At 70.1% G+C, this 17,946-nt stretch carries 16 protein-coding genes; 7 read left to right on the top strand and 9 right to left on the bottom strand.

What is annotated here, in order from left to right:
• Positions 1 to 16 precede the first annotated feature (16 nt).
• From BLV72_RS16585 to BLV72_RS16570, 4 genes are all read right to left on the bottom strand, one after another.
• Positions 17 to 916 (bottom strand): LysR family transcriptional regulator, encoded by a 900-nt coding sequence (locus BLV72_RS16585; RefSeq protein WP_093463154.1) that lies wholly within the window; start codon positions 914 to 916, stop codon positions 17 to 19.
• Positions 917 to 1,113: 197 nt separating this feature from the next.
• A complete protein-coding gene (locus BLV72_RS16580) occupies positions 1,114 to 2,253 on the bottom strand; it encodes a cystathionine gamma-lyase (RefSeq protein ID WP_093463153.1) in 1,140 nt (379 codons plus the stop codon).
• Positions 2,250 to 2,897 carry a low molecular weight protein-tyrosine-phosphatase gene (locus BLV72_RS16575; RefSeq protein WP_093463151.1) on the bottom strand — a complete coding sequence of 216 codons (648 nt, stop codon included), beginning with the start codon at positions 2,895 to 2,897 and terminating at the stop codon, positions 2,250 to 2,252. The genes BLV72_RS16580 and BLV72_RS16575 overlap by 4 nt, the downstream gene beginning before the upstream one ends.
• 24 nt (positions 2,898 to 2,921) lie before the next feature.
• Positions 2,922 to 3,302, bottom strand: coding sequence for a phage holin family protein (locus BLV72_RS16570; protein WP_093463150.1), 381 nt, complete (start codon positions 3,300 to 3,302; stop codon positions 2,922 to 2,924).
• 66 nt (positions 3,303 to 3,368) lie between these two features.
• Between BLV72_RS16570 and BLV72_RS16565 the strand changes: the two genes are divergently transcribed.
• The 3 genes from BLV72_RS16565 to BLV72_RS16555 all read left to right on the top strand — a co-directional run bounded on the left by BLV72_RS16565 (position 3,369) and on the right by BLV72_RS16555 (position 4,967).
• Entirely contained in the window at positions 3,369 to 3,686 is a 318-nt protein-coding gene (locus tag BLV72_RS16565) for a cupin domain-containing protein (RefSeq protein ID WP_093463148.1), read from the top strand.
• Between the two features lie 234 nt (positions 3,687 to 3,920).
• A complete protein-coding gene (locus tag BLV72_RS16560; RefSeq protein WP_059143705.1) occupies positions 3,921 to 4,115 on the top strand; it encodes a DUF5326 family protein in 195 nt (64 codons plus the stop codon).
• Between the two features lie 414 nt (positions 4,116 to 4,529).
• Positions 4,530 to 4,967, top strand: coding sequence for an SsgA family sporulation/cell division regulator (locus BLV72_RS16555; RefSeq protein ID WP_046085022.1), 438 nt, complete (start codon positions 4,530 to 4,532; stop codon positions 4,965 to 4,967).
• A 165-nt stretch (positions 4,968 to 5,132) separates the two neighbouring features.
• On the opposite strand, the gene BLV72_RS16550 is transcribed toward BLV72_RS16555, so the two are convergent.
• Complete coding sequence (locus tag BLV72_RS16550; protein WP_093463147.1) at positions 5,133 to 6,548, bottom strand: YibE/F family protein; 1,416 nt, start codon at positions 6,546 to 6,548, stop codon at positions 5,133 to 5,135.
• Between the two features lie 180 nt (positions 6,549 to 6,728).
• On the opposite strand from BLV72_RS16550, the gene thiC reads away from it, so the two are divergent.
• Complete coding sequence (gene thiC, locus BLV72_RS16545; protein ID WP_093463145.1) at positions 6,729 to 8,492, top strand: phosphomethylpyrimidine synthase ThiC; 1,764 nt, start codon at positions 6,729 to 6,731, stop codon at positions 8,490 to 8,492.
• Positions 8,493 to 8,654: 162 nt separating this feature from the next.
• On the opposite strand, the gene BLV72_RS16540 is transcribed toward thiC, so the two are convergent.
• The 4 genes from BLV72_RS16540 to BLV72_RS16525 form a co-directional block, all read right to left on the bottom strand.
• Positions 8,655 to 9,833: a serine hydrolase domain-containing protein gene (locus BLV72_RS16540; RefSeq protein WP_093463144.1), complete on the bottom strand. Its 1,179-nt coding sequence runs from the start codon at positions 9,831 to 9,833 to the stop codon at positions 8,655 to 8,657.
• 104 nt (positions 9,834 to 9,937) lie between these two features.
• Positions 9,938 to 10,786, bottom strand: a complete 849-nt coding sequence (locus tag BLV72_RS16535; protein WP_093463142.1) for a hypothetical protein — start codon at positions 10,784 to 10,786, stop codon at positions 9,938 to 9,940.
• A gap of 190 nt (positions 10,787 to 10,976) precedes the next feature.
• Positions 10,977 to 12,284, bottom strand: a complete 1,308-nt coding sequence (locus tag BLV72_RS16530; RefSeq protein ID WP_167746588.1) for a metallophosphoesterase — start codon at positions 12,282 to 12,284, stop codon at positions 10,977 to 10,979.
• Positions 12,285 to 12,500: 216 nt separating this feature from the next.
• On the bottom strand, positions 12,501 to 13,601 hold the full coding sequence (locus BLV72_RS16525) for a LacI family DNA-binding transcriptional regulator (RefSeq protein WP_093463141.1): 1,101 nt from the start codon (positions 13,599 to 13,601) through the stop codon (positions 12,501 to 12,503).
• A 405-nt stretch (positions 13,602 to 14,006) separates the two neighbouring features.
• Here BLV72_RS16525 and hisC point away from each other — a divergent pair, with 405 nt between their 5' ends.
• The 3 genes from hisC to cydB all read left to right on the top strand — a co-directional run bounded on the left by hisC (position 14,007) and on the right by cydB (position 17,941).
• Positions 14,007 to 15,086: a histidinol-phosphate transaminase gene (gene hisC / locus BLV72_RS16520; protein ID WP_093463139.1), complete on the top strand. Its 1,080-nt coding sequence runs from the start codon at positions 14,007 to 14,009 to the stop codon at positions 15,084 to 15,086.
• A 229-nt stretch (positions 15,087 to 15,315) separates the two neighbouring features.
• A complete protein-coding gene (locus tag BLV72_RS16515; protein WP_093463138.1) occupies positions 15,316 to 16,923 on the top strand; it encodes a cytochrome ubiquinol oxidase subunit I in 1,608 nt (535 codons plus the stop codon).
• Between the two features lie 16 nt (positions 16,924 to 16,939).
• A complete protein-coding gene (gene cydB / locus BLV72_RS16510) occupies positions 16,940 to 17,941 on the top strand; it encodes a cytochrome d ubiquinol oxidase subunit II (protein WP_093463136.1) in 1,002 nt (333 codons plus the stop codon).
• Positions 17,942 to 17,946: the final 5 nt, after the last annotated feature.

The raw sequence follows: 17,946 nt of genomic DNA, 5'->3' as shown, positions 1-17,946 counted from the left end.
CCGCGAAACCACTTACTCACCAGTCGACAGCCGCGCGCAACAGCCATTCGTGCGCCCGCGCGATATGCGGCAGCGCGAGCGCCCCCGTCCGCACCACCAGGAAATAGGTGCGCAGCGGCGGCACCGGCGGGTTGAGCAGCGCCACGACCTCCCCGGCGTCCAGCGCGTCCATGCACAGATAGCGGGGCAGGACGCCGAGCCCGGCGCCCTCCGCGACGCAGGCGAGCACCGCGCGCAGATCGGGCGCGATGATCGTGCCGGCGGTGACCGGCCGGGTGTCGAAGACGGCCGACCAGTAGCGGGTGACCAGCGGCAGGCTCTCGTGCACCTCGACGACGGGCAGCGCCTCCAGCGCGCGCACCCCCTTGACCTGGAGCACCGCGGGACCGCCGAGCCGGGCCGCCCAGCGCGGGGCCGCGACCAGCACATGCTCCTCGTCGCACAGCGGGGTGGCGGTCAGCAGCCGGCCCCGCGGCCGGGCGGTGGTGATGACCAGGTCGTGATGGCCGGCGCCCAGCCCCTCGAACAGCTCCTCGGTGCTGCCGAAGGCGCACCGCGCCGCCAGGCCCTGGGCGACGAGGGTGGTCAGCGCGGGCAGGACGCGCAGCGCGGTGAACTCCGGGGGGCCCGCGAGATGCAGGGTGCGCAGCGCCGAGCGGTCGTCGTCGAGACCCGCCTCGGTGATCTCCACGAGGGCGTCGAGATGCGGCGCGGCCTTGTGGGCGAGTTCGTCCCCGACGGTGGTGGGCACGACGCCACGCGCCGTACGGAGGAACAGGGGGCGGCCCAGCTGCCGCTCCAGGGTGCGTATCTGGCCGGTGACCGCGGGCTGGGAGAGGCCGAGCAGCCCGGCGGCGCGGGTGAAGGACCCGGCGCGGTGAACCGCGACAAAAGTGCGTAAGAGGGCCAGATCCATGCGGTTCCCCTCGCCTCGTCGCGCCCCGCACGCAGGCCAACTATAAATATGCCGATAGGTTCATGTCGCTACTGTGATTGGACACTGACGCTGAGTCAACTAGCCTTGTTCGAGCGGTTCTCCACGAGAAGAACCGGGGCGTCTCAAGCCACGAGGGGGGAGGCTTGAGACGCCCGCACAGGCGTACCCGCCCGCTTTCAGCCACCCGCCGCGGCGGATGCCGTATCGAGCGCCCGCAGCACATCGGCGATCAGGTCGTCCGGGTCCTCCGCGCCCACCGAGAACCGGATGAACCCCTCGGAGACCGCGTCGCCGCCCCACCGTCCGCGCCGTTCCGCCGTGGAGCGCACCCCGCCGAAGCTGGTGGCGTCGTCCACCAGCCGCAGCGCGTCCAGGAAGCGCTCCGCGCACTCCTTGTCCGGCAGGGTGAAGGAGACCACGCAGCCGAAGCGCCCGCCGCGCATCTGCCCGGCCGCGACCTGGTGGGCGGGATCGGTCGGCAGCCCGGGGTGGCGCAGCCCGGTGATCTCCGGGCGGTCGCGCAGCGCCTCGGCGAGGGCCAGGGCGGTCGCCGCTTGGCGGTCGACGCGTAGCTGGAGGGTGGCCAGGGAGCGGTGGGCGAGCCAGGCCTCCATGGGGCCGGGGATCGCGCCCACCGTCTTGCGCCAGGCCCGCACCTCCGCGGCGAGCCGCGGATCGCGGCAGGTCACATAGCCGAGCAGCACATCGCCGTGGCCGGTGAGCGCCTTGGTGCCGCTCGCCACGGCGAAGTCCGCGCCGAGCTCCAGCGGCCGCTGGCCGAGCGGGGTGGCGAGGGTGTTGTCGACGGCGACGAGCGTGCCGCGGGCGTGCGCGGCCTCGGCGAGCCGGCGGATGTCGCAGACGTCCAGTCCGGGATTGGACGGGGTTTCCAGCCAGAGCAGCTTCGTCCGGTCGTCCAGCGCGTCCAGCTGGGCGTCCCCGCCGGTCGGGGCGGTGCGCACGGTGACCCCGTAGCCCTCCAGCCGCTCGATCAGTGCCGGGAGCAGTTGATAGCCGTCCGTCGGCAGCACGGCCGCGTCGCCCTGGCGCAGCTGGGACAGCAGCACGGCCGAGATCGCGCCCATCCCGGAGGAGAAGACGACCGTCTCGGCGTCGGTGCCCGGTGACTCCAGCTCGCTGATCGCCCGCTCCAGCAGGGACCAGGTGGGGTTGGCGTCCCGGCCGTAGGTGTAGGGGCCGGCGGCGTCGCCGGGGAGGTGGTAGTGGGCGGCGAAGACCGGGCCCGGCAGCGTCGGCTCGTACGCCTCGGCCTCGGGCAGTCCGGCCCGTACGGCGCGGGTACCGTCGCCGGTCATGCGGGCTCCTTCCCTGCGTCCGGGCCATCGGCGGCCGACGCGCTCTTCCTGCTTTCGGCGCTCTGGGCGGCCTGCTCCGGGGTCCCCTCGGCGGTCTCTTCTGCGGCGCTCCCCGGGGTCCCCTCGGCGGCGCTCCCCGTCGCGTCGATGGCCTCGGTGACCGCGTCCAGCAGCCCGCCGCTGGCGGCCTCGATCATGTCCAGGCACTCCTCGAAGTCGTCCGTCCCGCCGAAGTAGGGGTCCGGTACATCGAGGCCGCCCAGCGCGTCCCGGTCCGCGTCCGGGTCGTAGCTGCGCAGCAGCCGTACCTTCGCGGCGTCGTGCGGTGTCGGCGCGAGCGCGCGCAGCTCATGGAGATGGCCGCTGTCCAGGGCGATCACCAGATCGAGGCGATCGAACCAGTCGGCCCGGAACTGCCGCGCGATGTGATCCTGCTCATAGCCGTGGGTGGTGAGCACGTCGATGGCGCGGCGGTCGGCCCCGTCGCCCTCGTGCCAGGGCCCGGTGCCCGCGCTGTCCACCTCGACCCGGCCGTCCAGCCCGGCCTCCGCGGCATGGGCGCGGAAGACGGATTCGGCCATCGGCGAGCGGCATATGTTGCCGGTGCAGACAAAGCAGACACGGTAGGGCGACGGGTCTCTCATGCCTCCCATCATCCCCGGCCGGGATCAGTCCTTGTCATCGGGCAGCACGACGTGCAGGGCCCACGCGACTATGGAGACGATCAGGCCACCGAGCACCGCGGTGCCGAAGCCGTCGACGTGGAAGCTCAGATCCAGCTTTCCGGCCAGCCAGGAGGTCAACAGCAGCATCAGGGCGTTGATCACCAGCGTGATCAGCCCGAGGGTCAGGATGAACAACGGAAAAGCCAGGAGCTTGACGATCGGCTTGACCACCACGTTCACCACGCCGAAGACCAGCGCGACGAGAATGAGGGTGAGCGCTTGGCGGCCGGTGTTGTCACCGGTGAGCGTGATGTCCTTGAGTAGCCAGATGGCGACGCCGAGGGCACCGGCGTTCGCGATCGTCTTGACGAGAAAATTCTTCATGGTTGAGATCGTCGCAGACAGGCCCCGCGGTAGGCAGGGGCCCCGTAGGCAGGGGTGGAGAGGCGAATGAAAGCGTTCCGGCTGGATGAGCTGGAGGCGGAGCGGGCCGCGAACAATGGCGCGTATCTGCAGTTCCTGCGGGAGCGGAACATGTCCGTGGGGCTGTACGCGCTGGACGCGGGCCAGCCCGATCCGCAGTCACCGCACAACCAGGACGAGGTCTACCTGGTGGTGAGCGGCCGGGCGTCGGTCACGGTGGGAATGGAGACGACGCAGGTGGCGCGGGGCAGCGTGGTCTACGTACCGGCGGGCGTGGCGCACAAGTTCCACCACATCACCGAGGACCTGAGGGTGCTGGTGGTGTTCTCGCCGCCGGAGGGCTGATGCCGCCCGAGGGCTGATGTCGCCGGAGGGCTGACCCTGACCGGGACTGATGCCGTCTGCGGGCTGGTCCACCGCGGAGCCGACGGGTGGCCGGACGGTCCCGTAGGGGTTCGGTCAGGGGAGGACGGGGGCCGCGGGACGCCCGTGCGCTTCCGTCCCGTCCTAGCATCGACGGCAGGGAAGACCGGCCGTCGGCGTCCGGACCCACGGCTCGGAGAGAAAGCAGGGAGTTACGTGACCACGAAGGGGATATTCCGGGGCTTGCCATGGTGGGTGACCTGGATCGCGATACCGGTCCTCATCCTCGCCGTGTTCGGCGGCCTGATCATGAGCGTGATCGGGTTCCTGGTGAGCTTCGTCTTCAAGGCGCTGCTGCTGGTGGCGCTGATCGCCGGGCTGATCTACGTCGTACGGAAGTTCACCGCCTGACCCGCCGCGCGGCGCTCGCCGCGTCCCCCAGGGCCTGACGCATCCCCGCAGGCCCTGCGGACCCCCACCGCGCGCGGATACGCCGCGCGAGGGATACCGCCGGGGCGGGAGCGCGGCCCGGCGCCACCCCTGCCGTTAAAGTGCGAGACCTCGGCGTCCTTTCTCTCGGCGTCTGCCTCGCAACAACACCCCGGGGGTGCCTGTTGACGACAGCGATCTTCGATACGGCCGGTGCGCCGGCCCCGATCTCCCGCCCACCGGGCCCGCGTCGTCCGGCCCCGCGGGCCTCCCCATGGCAACACTGGCCATTTTCGTTCCCTCACACGAGGCAAACCGACTCCGCACAGCAATCGAGTCGCTACGCTCCAGAGTCGGCCATGCGCAAACAACCCGGGGCGGCGAACGATGCGTGACATGCGTGACACAGTTCAGGCGGAAGTGACGATGACCTTCCTGGTCTCGCAGGATCTCTCCTTCCGGATCCCGGTCGAGCTGTCCTACGACAGCAGCGACCCCTATGCCGTCGAGATCACCTTCCATCTGCCCGGCGACGCGCCGGTGAGCTGGGCCTTCGCGCGGGAGCTCCTGCTGGACGGGTTGAGCAGACCCACCGGTGAGGGGGATGTGCGCATCGCTCCCGCCTCCCCCGAGGGGCTCTCGGACGTCTTCATCAGACTCCAAGTCGGTTGTGAACGGGCCCTGTTCCGGGCCGGGGCCGCCCCGCTGGTGGCCTTCCTCGATCGGACGGACCGGGTGGTGCCTTTCGGCCAGGAGCCGGCGGCCTGCGATCCGGTCGGCGATCTCGACGCCGAACTCCACCGCATCCTGGCCGAGGACCGGTACGCGGGCTGAGGGCCGGATACGCGGCGGCGGGTCGACGACCGGTGTGCCCGCGGCCGAATCGAACCGGTCGGGCCACCGAACAGCCCGGGCGGCGCGCCCGGGGGCTGAGGTTCTCGCCGCCGAGTGGCTCGTCGTGCCTCCGCCCGGCGGCTCAACGTGTCGTCGCCCGGCCGCTCAGCGCGTCTTGGCCCGGCGCCGCCGCCCGCGTCCGCCCCGGCCGGTCCGGGCCGCCTGGGCGCCGCCCGCGTCGGCCCCCCGCTTCGCGCCGCCGTCCGCCGCCGGTGCGCGGTCCGCGGAGACCACGAGCACGGCCAGCGCCGTGGTCACCGGCACCGACGCGACGAGCCCGATGCTGCCCACCAGCGTCCGTACGATCTCCTCCGCGACGATCTCGCTCGTGGCGACCGTGCCCACACCGGTGTCCGCGATGGAGAACAGCAGCAGCAGCGGAAGCGACGCGCCCGCGTACGCCAGCACCAGCGTGTTCACGACGGAGGCGATGTGGTCCCGCCCGATCCGCATCGCCGCCCCGTAGAGCCTGCGCCGGGACACGGTCGGGTCCGCGGCCCTCAGCTCCCACACCGCCGAGGTCTGGGTGACCGTCACATCGTCCAGCACGCCCAGCGAGCCGATGATCACGCCCGCCAGCAGCAGCCCGCGTATCTCGATGTTCGGATAGAGGCCGTGCACAAGACCGGTCTGGTCGTCCGTATTGCCGGTCAGGCTCGCCCAGGCGATGAACAGCGAGCCCAGCACCCCGATCAGCAGCAGTGACACCAGCGTGCCGAGCACGGCGACCGATGTACGGGCCGTCAGCCCATGGCACATATAGAGCGCGAGAAGCATGATCGCGCTGCCCCCGACGACCGCGACCACCAGCGGATTGGAACCTTGGAGTATCGCCGGGAGGATGAACAGCGTCAGCACCCCGAAGCTGATCGCCAACGCCACCAGCGCGAACACCCCGCGCAGCCGCCCCACCGCCACGACGGCGAGCGCGAACAGCCCCGCCAGCAGCGCCATCGGCATCGACCGGTCGACGTCGGACACGGAGTACTGCAGCTCCTTGGGCGCCTTGGGGGCGTACGCCAGCTTCAGCTCCTGCCCGGCGCTGAACTGACGCGAGGCGTTGGGCTGAACGATTTCGGGGAAGGTGCGACCTTTGTCCTTGCCCGAGGTGACCTCGATGGTGGCCTTCTCGCAGACGCTCTTCTTCCCGCCCTGCCCGGGGGCGCCGTTCTGGGCGGCGCTGTCCTGGCCGGGCTCGGTGGGTGCCTGCGGCTGGGCGTTGACGTCCGCGCAGTTCACCTCCTCGACCTTCACCACCCGTCCGGCGACGGTCTGCTGATCGAAGCCGAGACCGCTGCGGCCGCTGGCCTTGTGGTCGGGCGTGCCGCCCGGCCAGAGCACGATCAGACCGGCGACGACGGCGACTGCGAAGGGGATGAGCACCGCCGCGATGATCTTGCGGAGGCGGGCGGAGACGGGAGCGGCGGGGCCATGACCGTGGGAATGGCCGTGGCCGTGGTCGTGCGCCTGATCGGAGGGGCGGGGCTGCTCGGGCGGGTGGTCCTGCTGGATGGCGGTCACGGTCGCATCATCGCAAGAGGAGTGGGCCCCCTGTTCAGCACTGTGGATAAACCGTTAGCGTGGGCACGAACCTTTGCAATCGCGGGAGCTCGGAGCACCGGGCTGAGAGGGCGCTGACGCTGCAGCTGCGCCGACCGCTGAACCTGTTACCGGGTAATGCCGGCGTAGGGAGTGGGTCTCATGACTCAGCAGGATGCATCATCGCGCGCCGAGAACGCCGAATTCGGCTGGCATAAGGGATATGTCGCGGGCTCGCGCCCGGACCTTCACGTCCCGGTCCGCCGAGTGCACCTCACCAACGGCCAGGATGTGACGCTGTACGACACCTCCGGCCCGTACACCGACCCCACCATCGAGACGGATGTCCGCCGTGGCCTGGCGCCGCTGCGGCAGAACTGGATCGTCGCCCGCGGCGACACGGAGGAATACGCGGGCCGTCCCGTGCGCCCCGAGGACGACGGGATCAAGCACACCTCGCCCCGCGGGGGGCTGCGCAACCTCGACGCGGTCTTCCCCGGCCGCCCACGCCAGCCGCGGCGCGGTCGCGCGGGCGTCCCCGTGACCCAACTCGCCTATGCGCGGCGGGGCGAGATCACGGCGGAGATGGAGTACGTGGCGATCCGCGAGAACGTCTCCCCCGAGGTGGTCCGGGAGGAGATCGCGGCGGGCCGCGCCGTCCTCCCGGCCAATGTCAACCACCCGGAGATCGAGCCGATGATCATCGGCAAGCGATTCCTGGTGAAGGTCAACGCCAATATCGGCAACTCCGCCGTCACCTCCTCCATCGAGGAGGAGGTCGAGAAGATGACCTGGGCGACCCGCTGGGGCGCCGACACGGTCATGGACCTCTCGACCGGCCGCAACATCCACACCACCCGCGAATGGGTGCTGCGCAACTCCCCGGTCCCCATCGGCACCGTGCCGCTGTATCAGGCGCTGGAAAAGGTCGACGGCAGGGCCGAGGAGCTGACCTGGGAGATCTACAAGGACACGGTCATCGAACAGGCCGAGCAGGGCGTCGACTACATGACCGTCCACGCCGGCGTCCGCCTGCCGTACGTCCCCCTGACCGCCCGCCGCAAGACCGGCATCGTCTCCCGCGGGGGCTCCATCATGGCGGCGTGGTGCCTCGCCCATCACCAGGAGTCCTTCCTCTACACCCACTTCGACGAGCTGTGCGAGATCCTCGCGGCGTACGACGTCACCTACTCGCTGGGCGACGGACTGCGTCCGGGGTCGATCGCCGACGCCAACGACGAGGCGCAGTTCGCGGAGTTGCGTACGCTCGGCGAGCTCAACCGGATCGCCAAGGAGCACGGCGTCCAGACGATGATCGAGGGCCCGGGTCATGTCCCGATGCACAAGATCAAGGAGAATGTCGACCTCCAGCAGGAGATCTGCGAAGAGGCCCCCTTCTACACCCTGGGCCCCCTCACCACCGATATCGCCCCCGCCTACGACCACATCACCTCGGGCATCGGCGCCGCGATGATCGCCTGGTGGGGCACGGCGATGCTCTGTTACGTCACGCCCAAGGAGCACCTGGGCCTGCCGGACCGCGATGACGTCAAGACCGGCGTGATCACCTACAAGATCGCAGCCCACGCGGCCGACCTGGCCAAGGGCCATCCGGACGCCCAGGCATGGGACGACGCGCTCTCCGACGCGCGCTTCGAATTCCGCTGGGAGGACCAGTTCAACCTGGCCCTCGATCCGGACACGGCCCGCTCCTTCCACGACGAGACCCTCCCGGCGGAACCGGCCAAGACAGCACACTTCTGCTCGATGTGCGGGCCCAGGTTCTGCTCGATGAAGATCTCCCAGGACATCCGCCGCGAACACGGTGGCGCGATGGACGCGGCGGAGGCGGAGGCCGGTATGGCCCAGAAGTCCAAGGAGTTCGCCGAGGCGGGCAACCGTGTCTATCTGCCGATCGCGGACTGACGCGGACTACGGATATGGGCCGTACGTCGCCGCTGTACAGCTGACGGGGAGCGCTTTCCTCTTCTGCCCGTTGGCCCGTTTCACGTGAAACATCCCTTCGAGCGTTGGTCCGTGCTCCGCGCCGCCCCTTGGGGCGGTCGGAGCGCGGACCACTGGGGTGGTTCACGCGGTGAGTATGGCGACGACTCGGTTGGTCATCTCCTCCTGGGCGGTCAGTGGTGTCGGGGCGTAGGAGAGGACGAAGCGGAGTGCCTGGTCGCGGGTGGCGAACATGCGGGTGCGGTAGCCGTATCTCTCGCCGGTCTTTCCCCAGAACGTCACGCCGTTGACCGTGGCCTTCTGCAGGCCGAGGCTGTAGCGGGCCGGGGTGCCGTCCAGCATGCGTACGGAATCCGGGGGCAGGGTGAAGAGCTTGTCCAGCGCGTGGGATGGCAGCAAGGCGCCGGAGAACAAGGCTCGCTGAAAGCGGGACAGGTCGTCGAGGGTCGAGACCAGCTCGCCTTCGCCCCAGGCGCTGGACTGGTTGTACACAGTGATATCGCGCAGCGACCCGTCGGTCATCCGCAGATAGCCGTGCACATGCGGGCCGTGGAGGCGCGGGTCCTGGCCCGGTAGCAGGGTGCGGGTCAGGCCCAGCGGGCGGAGGACGCGGGACTCGATCGCCTGGCCGTAGGGGCGGCCGGTCAGTTTTTCGGTGATCAGGGCGAGCAGGACGTAGTTGATGCCCCGGTACTCCTGTGCGGTCCCCGGATCGAACTTGAGCGGGTCATGGGTCACCGTCTCGACCCACTGCCGCGGTGTCCACCGGTCCCACCGATGCCGTACCACGCCCTCCGGGGTGCTGTCGTCCGGCAGTCCTCGATGGTCGGGCAGTCCGCTGGTGTGGTTGAGCAGCTGGGCCACGGTGATGCGGCGGGAGAAGGCCGAGGGGAGCAGATCCGGGAGGTACCGGCCGATGGGTGCGTTGAGCTCTACCCGGCGCTCGGCCCACAGTTGAAGGACCACGGTGGCCACGAATGCCTTCGTGATGCTGCCCGCACGGAAACGGTCGTCCGGGCGTACGGCCCGCCCGCTCCCGAGGTCCGCCGCCCCGGCCGTGCCGTACCAGTGGTCGCCTCGGCGGTCGACGCGCAGTTGCGCGGAGGTGGCGGGCGGATGGGAGAGGTCGCTGATGGCGGCCCGCAGGGCGGCCTCGTCGGATGCGGTGGTCGCTGCGGTGGTCGGCGTGGTGGTCGACCCGGTGGGCCGTGTCGCCGCGCGGGCCTCGGTGCTCCCGGTCACGGCCAGCAGTGTTCCGGCCGCGCAACCACCCATGAAGGTGCGCCGAGTCAAGGAAGTCATGGTCAGCCATGCTGGCGAGGCGGCCGCGCCCCGCCATCCGGGATGACCCCATGTGCACCCCCACGCCCACCCGGACCGCACCCCGGGGCGGCCCCGGACGCGGGCTAGTCCGGCTGGTGCTCCGGGCCGCCGTAGTCGGGGCTGGTGAAGTCCGGGCTGCTGTAGCGGGGGCGGGCCTTGGGGCCCTCGCCGTCGGTGCTGAAGCCGGGGCGGCTGTAGCCGAGGTGCGGGGTGCGGCTGACCGCTTCGGGGTTGGTCGGGACGTAGGCGGAGGGGGACGGGGCCGAGGGGTTGGCCAGGGCCTCGCGGAGGAACGGCAGGATGCCGCGCTCCAGCAGGGCCTCACGCCAGATCTCTCGGGCGCGGTCCACCTCCTCGAGCTGCTCGCTGCGCGCCTCGCCCCGGATCGCGCTGGAGCCGTTGCGCAGCGCGGTCAGGAGCAGTCCGACGGCGGCGATCAGGATGCCCGCGGCGGTCAGCGCCGCGAAGAACCAGCCCGCGGTGACCATCGGCTGGGCGATGGAGGGGGCCGGGTCCAGGACGTTGAGGACGTAGCCGACGATGAGGAAGATGATCGCGGCGGTTCCGGCGAGCACCGGCGCCAGCACCGCGAGCATGGCGACGAGCCCGGCCCCCGCGGCGTCCTGCATCGCGCCGGCGAGCCCCACCGTGCCGTCCGGGTGCTCGCGCTCCCCCACGTCCCCGGCGAGCGGGAAGAGCGGCGCGGGCTCGCGCAATTTGGCGCGAGTTTCGCGGTAGTCCTGATATTCGGCGGCCGCGCATGCCGCTATCGCGGCCGAGGCGCCGAGCGCCATCGTGCGCAACTGCTCGGCAGTCAGCCGCTGCCCGACACCGGTGAGGTCCGGGCGACGGTCGGCGGTGCGCAGTGCCTCGTCGAGAACTCGCTCGAACTCCGGGCGGTCCTCGGTCAGCAGGTGCGGAGCGCTTTTCATGGTGCATCCCCCGATGCTCCGTAGGGCCGTGACGTCGGCTTGCGCCGGGCAGTCGGGCGGAAACGGAGGAGAGCCTGCGACGGATAAGCCGATGGTAGAGCCGATCCGGCGCGGGGTGACAGCAAGTTTCGGGAATTGCTCCCGCGCCGGTGAAGCTCTCTATCTGCCCCGGGCAGCGTCCGCTGAATCCTCAGCCGGTCAGGGGAAGTTGGACGACCAGCAGTTTTCCGGCCATGGTGACGCCGCCGTCCATGGCCACGGCGAGATTGTCCGCGTAGACATGCGGGCCCTCGACCGCGGGCGTGCCGCCGTCCTCGCCGTCCTCGGAACCGACCTCGCCGAGCAGATACGGGATGGGGCTGTGACCGTGGACGATGCGCTCCCCGCCGTAGACGTCGAGCAATTCGCGGGCCGCCAGGGGCCCGGCGTCCTCGTCGCGGAAGGCGAACCGCTTGGTGAATTTGCGGAACAGGTCCCAGCACTCGTCGGCGTCGCTGCGCTGCAGCGTCTCGGTGACGGTGTCGTTGACGGCCTCGATCGAGTCGCCGTAATCCAGATAGGCGGTGGTGTCGGAGTGGACCAGCAGATGCCCGTCCTCCTCCGCCATCGCGTCCAGCCGGGACATCCACTGGAGGTGGTGGTCCTCCAGCCGCTCCATGTCGCTGCGCTGGCCGCCGTTGAGCAGCCAGGCGGCCTGGAAGGAGGCGGTTCCGGCGCCTGAGTTGACGGGCGTGTCGCCGAACCGCTTGGCGCCGATCAGCAGCAGCTCATGATTGCCCATCAGCGCCTTGCAGTAGCCGCCCGCGGCCGCGGCCTCGGCGGAGAGCTGCATGACCAGGTCGATGACGCCGATGCCGTCCGGACCGCGGTCGGTGAAGTCGCCGAGGAACCACAACCGGGCGTTCCCCGCGGCCCAGTTGCCCTTGGGGTCGATCAGGCCCTCGGCGGCGAGCGCCTCGCGCAGCTCGTCGTGGTAGCCGTGGACATCGCCCACGACGTACAGCGGGCCGGGCCCCTCGTCCTCGGCGAGCGGGCCGTGCTCGGGCTCGGGCAGCGAGGTGAGCGCGACGGTGGGGCGGTCCTGCGCCGGGACGAGCGGCATGTCCGGGATGGTGTGACCGGGGCCCATGACCGGGAGCCGCTCGGTCGGGGTGTACTCGGCGGGCGGTGGCGCGGCGGGCGCGGGCGCCTCAGGAGCCCCCGGCGCGGGCCCCCCTGGAGCCGGCACCCCGGGCGCGGGAGCCCCGGGAGCGGGCGCGGGCGGCGGCACGGGCGCGGCGGGGCCCGGCGCCGCGGGCGCGGGCCCGGGCGGTACGGCCCCGGGCGCGACCATGCCGGGCGGGGGGAACGCCCCGTACGCCGGCATGGGCGAAATGGGCGCGCCATGCGTGGACATGGGCGGGGTGGGCACCCCGTACGCGGGCACGGGTGGGATCGCAGCCGTGGTCCCTGCCGTGGCTTCCAGACCGGCCCCCTGAGTCATCGACCCCTCCACCATCACGCCGCCGTCCCACCTTGTGGACCTTGCCTGGTCGACGGCGGTCCGCGGTGTCGTCCGCCCATCATAGGAATGACCGTGAGGGCTTGTGACGCACCAGGGTGCCGTCAATCGGTGCTCACTCCTGCTTGGTCGGACTTTTATCCCGGATTGGCCCGGTAGGGGAAGCCCATGGGGCTCAGGTCCTCCTCGGGTCATCCTTGAGTCGCCCTCAGGTCAGCCTCCGGCACGGCTGCGCGGGGCGCTGACCGTCGTACGGGGCGGACGGCGCTGTGACGACGTCCGCACGATCAATTCGGTGGGTATGACCTGCTCGACGGGGTGGTCGGTATCAAGGCCCTCGATGGCGTCGATGAGCAACTGTACGACCGCCGTGCCGATCCGGCGGGGTTTGAGTGAGAGGGTCGTGATGGGCGGCTCGGTGGTGCGGTAGACGGTTGATTCGCTGCAGCACACCAGCAGCAGATCGTCCGGGACGCGCAGTCCGTAGCGGCGGGCGGCGGCGAGCAGATCGGTGCCGTTGGGGTCGAAGAGGCCGTAGACCGCGTCGGGGCGGTCGGGGCGGGCGAGCAGCCGGTCGGCGGCGACGGCACCGGCACAAGGGTCGTGGGCCGGGTACGCCTCATAGACCGGATCCTGCCCCACGCGTTCGCACCACCGCAGATACGCCGTGGTGGACAGTCGGGTGTAGGTGTCGGTGGACGTCCCGGTGAGCAGTCCGATCCGGCGGGCGCCGGCCTCGGCGAGATGGTCGAGCAGTCCGAGCACCGCCGCCTCGTGGTCGTTGTCGACCCAGGCGGTGACGGGGAGGGCCCCGGCCGGGCGGCCGTCGCTGACGACGGGGATGCCCTGGCGTAAGAGCTCGGTGACGACCGGATCGTGGTCGGAGGGGTCGATCACCACGGTGCCGTCGAGGGCGACGTTGGACCACACGTCGTGGCGGGAGGTGGCGGGGAGGATGACGAGGGCGTAGCCGCGGGCCAGCGCGGCGGAGGTGGCGGCTCGCGCCATCTCGGCGAAGTAGGCGAACTCGGTGAAGGTGAAAGGTTCATCCCCGTACGTGGTCACGGTCAGGCCGATGAGGCCGGACTTGCCGGTACGGAGGGTGCGGGCCGCTGCGGACGGGCGGTAGCCCAGCCGCTCGGCGACCTCGCGGACATGGCGGCGGGTGGCCTCCGGGAGCCGGCCCTTGCCGTTGAGCGCGTCGGAGACGGTCGTGATCGAGACCCCGGCGGCGGCGGCCACGTCCCGGATGCCCGCCCGCCCTAACCGGCGGCCGGCCGACCGGCTCACCTGGTGCTTCCCTGCTGCTGTCATGGCCAGCCGATAGTAGGGCTCGGGTGGGAGGGTTGCGCGATTCCGCCATCGGTATTCGGAAGGCACGTTTCTGCATGAACGCCCCCCTCAATTCCCTTGGAAGTGAAGCCAGTTGGGGGATCCACCGGGCCTCTGATCGCCCCTGGCATATCCACGCCTGCTGATTGATACATGTCTCGAAGAGGTCTCAACTCACCTGCACGGGTGATGCGCGCCACGGCGCTCGCCACCGGCGCGCGCGGAAAAGCAGGGCGCTCCCCCCGGTCGGTACGCGGGCGCCGGGGGCGGGTACGCGGCGGCGCCCGGCGGGTACGCGAGACGGGGGAATCCTCATAAGGTGTGCAGTATTGCCGTGTGCGAACGCTGTGCACGGTCCGGGACAGGATGGGTCGAGGAGGACTGTCGGTGACCGAGAAGAGCCCCAAGCTGCGTGCCGCGCTGGACGGCATTCCGACGTACAAGCCCGGCAAGCCGGCTGCCACGGGGGGTCCCCTGGCCTTCAAGCTGTCCTCCAACGAGAACCCCTATCCGCCGCTGGCCGGGGTGCTGGAGACGGTGGCGGACTCCGCCGCGTCCTTGAACCGCTACCCGGACCTCGCCTGCACGGCGCTGATCGCCGAGCTCGCGGAGCGCTTCGATGTGCCGCTGGAGCATCTGGCCACCGGGACCGGTTCGGTCGGCATGGCCCAGCAGCTGGTCCAGTCCACGGCGGGGCCGGGCGATGAGGTGATCTACGCCTGGCGGTCCTTCGAGGCATATCCGATCATCACTCAGATCGCGGGCGCGACCTCGGTGCAGGTTCCGCTGACCGATGCCGAGGTCCACGATCTGGACGCGATGGCCGATGCGATCACTGACCGCACCCGGCTGATTTTCGTCTGTAACCCCAACAATCCGACCAGCACCGTCGTGCGCCGGGCCGAGCTGGAGCGGTTCCTGGACCGGGTGCCGTCCGATGTGCTGGTGGTGCTGGACGAGGCGTACAACGAGTTCATCCGGGACGAGCGGGTCCCCAACGGCGTCGACCTCTACCGCGACCGGCCGAACGTCTGCGTGCTGCGCACCTTCTCCAAGGCGTACGGCCTGGCCGGGCTGCGGGTCGGCTTCGCGATCGCCCATGAGCCGGTGGCGGCGGCGCTGCGCAAGACCGCGGTGCCGTTCGGCGTCAGCCAGCTCGCCCAGGACGCGGCGGTGGCCTCGCTGCGCAGCGAGGACGCGCTGCGGGAACGGGTGGACGCGCTGGTCACCGAGCGGGGCCGGGTGTGGGAGGCGCTGACCGCCCAGGGGTGGACGGTCCCGGACTGCCAGGCGAACTTCGTCTGGCTGCGGCTGGGGGAGCGCACGCTCGACTTCGCGGCGGCGTGCGAGGCGGCTGGCGTGGTGATCCGTCCGTTCCCGGGTGAGGGGGTGCGGGTGACGATCGGCGAGCGCGAGGCGAACGAGATCTTCCTGCGGACGGCGGAGGAGTTCCGCAAGGAGCTGTGAGCCTGAGCTCCAGGGCCCCGCAAGGCGCTCCGAGCCCCGCCTGGGCCTCTGGGCGCACAAGGGGCCCATCGGCCCCTCCGTAAGGTGCGCAGCATACCCAGACGTGCCCCATTCGCCCCCTCCCACCCCCTGTGGGAGGGGGCGAAGCCATGTGCGTATCATTGCTTGTGAATGTGAATACGTTCACAAGCTCGTTCGCGGGCAGGCACGACCGTAAGGAGAGATTCAGGTGAATCTGGCTCTGGCGCCGGAGACGCTCGCCCGATGGCAGTTCGGCATCACCACCGTCTACCACTTCCTCTTCGTGCCACTGACGATCTCTCTCGCCGCGATCACGGCGGGTCTGGAGACCGCCTGGGTCCGCACGGGCAAGGAGAAGTACTTCCACGCCACCAAGTTCTGGGGCAAGCTCTTCCTGATCAATATCGCGATGGGTGTGGTCACCGGCATCGTGCAGGAATTCCAGTTCGGCATGAACTGGTCGGACTACTCCCGCTTCGTCGGTGATGTCTTCGGTGCCCCGCTCGCGATGGAGGCCCTGCTGGCCTTCTTCTTCGAGTCCACCTTCATAGGTCTGTGGATCTTCGGCTGGGACAAGCTGCCCAAGAAGATCCACTGCGCCTGTATCTGGATCGTCTCGATCGGCACGATCCTCTCGTCGTACTTCATCCTCGCCGCCAACTCCTGGATGCAGCACCCGACCGGCTACACCATCGACAAGGCCACCGGAAAGGCCCAGCTCACCGACATCTGGGCGGTGCTGACCCAGAACACCACCCTCGTCGTGGTCTTCCACACCCTGACCGCGGCCTTCCTCACCGGCGCCGCCTTCATCATCGGCATCTCCTCCTTCCACCTGCTGCGGGCCAAGCGCCGCCGGGAGCGTGGCGAGGAGCTGGGCGAGCAGCGCAAGAAGCAGATCGGGGCGATGCGGGCCTCGCTGCGGGTGGGACTGGTCGTCGCGGTCATCGCGGGGATCGGCACGGCGCTCAGCGGTGACCAGCTCGGCAAGGTGATGTTCGAGCAGCAGCCGATGAAGATGGCGGCGGCCGAGGCGCTGTGGGACACCCAGGCGCCCGCACCCTTCTCGATCTTCGCCGTCGGCGACGTCAGCAAGGGCCACAACAGCGTCGAGCTGGAGGTCCCCGCCGCGCTCTCCTTCCTGGCGCACAGCAACTTCACCGACGCCGTCCCCGGGATCAACGACATCGCCCAGCGGGAGGCCGACGCCTACGGCGGGCAGCCCGATGACTACATCCCCAGCATCTTCATGACCTTCTGGGGCTTCCGGCTGATGATCGGCTTCGGCATGACCTCGTTCGTCGCCGGGCTGATCGGGCTGTGGACGACCCGGCGCAAGCGGTGGCTGGCGCCCGCCTTCCGTACCGGCGAGGACGAGGTGCCCCGGCTCATGCTCACCAAGAAGCGCGAGATGAGCCCGCTGCTGTCCACCTGGTCCTGGCGGATCGGCATTCTCACCATGGGCTTCCCTCTGGTCGCCAACTCCTTCGGCTGGATCTTCACCGAGATGGGCCGGCAGCCCTGGGTGGTCTACGGGCTGATGAAGACCGCCGACGCGGTCTCCCCCGGGGTCAGCCGGACCGAGGTGCTGATCTCACTCGGCGTCTTCACGCTGCTGTACGGGGTGCTCGCGGTGATCGAGGTGCGGCTGCTGACCAAGTACGCCAAGGCCGGACCGGACACCGACGAGAAGCCGCCCGCCAAGGACCCGAAGCTGCGGCTGCCCTCGGGCGGTCCGGGCGATCCGGGCAGTCCGGACGGCGGTGCCGCCGCCGAGGACGAGGACGCCGACAAGCCGCTGACCTTCGCGTACTGACGGCCGGGAGAGAATCATGAACCTTCACGACTTCTGGTTTCTGCTGATCGCCTTCCTGTGGACGGGCTACTTCTTCCTGGAGGGCTTCGACTTCGGCATCGGCGTGCTGACCAAGCTGCTCGCCCGCGACCGCACCGAGCGCCGGGTCCTGATCAACACGATCGGGCCGGTGTGGGACGGCAATGAGGTCTGGCTGATCACGGCGGCCGGGGCGACCTTCGCCGCCTTCCCCGACTGGTACGCGACGCTCTTCAGCGGCTTCTATCTGCCGCTGCTGGCCATCCTGGTCTGCCTGATCGTGCGCGGTGTCGCCTTCGAGTACCGGCACAAGCGCCCCGAGGACCGCTGGCAGCGCAACTGGGAGCATGCGATCTTCTGGTGCTCGCTGCTGCCCGCGTTCCTCTGGGGCGCGATCTTCGCCAATCTGGTGCACGGGGTGCCGATCGGCCGGGACGGGAACTACGCGGGCGGTCTGCCGGACCTGATCACGCTGTACGCCCTGCTGGGCGGGGCGGTCACGCTGGTGCTGTTCACCTTCCACGGCGCCGTCTTCGCCGCGCTCAAGACGTCCGGGGACATCCGGACGAGGGCACGGCGGTATGCGACCGGGCTCGGACTGGCCACTGTCGTGGTCGCGGTGCCGTTCCTGGTCTGGACGCAGAGCGACAGCGGGAACGCCCGGAGTCTGGTGGCGGTCGTCATCGCCGTCCTGGCGCTGGCCGTGGCGCTGGTCATGAACCGGCAGGGGCGTGAGGGGTGGGCATTCGGGCTGTCCGGGGTGGCCATCGCGGCGGCCGTCGCGATGCTCTTCCTGGCCCTGTTCCCCGACGTCATGCCCTCCTCGCTGGACCCGAAGTGGAGCCTGACGGCGGCGAACGCGGCCTCCAGCCCCTATACGCTCAAGATCATGACGTGGGTCGGGGTGATCATGATGCCGCTGATCATGGCCTACCAGGCGTGGACGTACTGGGTCTTCCGTAAGCGCATCGGTACCCGGCACATCCCCGCCGCCCACTGATGCTT

The organism is Streptomyces melanosporofaciens (assembly GCF_900105695.1).
GTDB lineage: Bacteria > Actinomycetota > Actinomycetes > Streptomycetales > Streptomycetaceae > Streptomyces > Streptomyces antimycoticus.
This window is presented reverse-complemented; position numbering and strand designations above follow the sequence as displayed.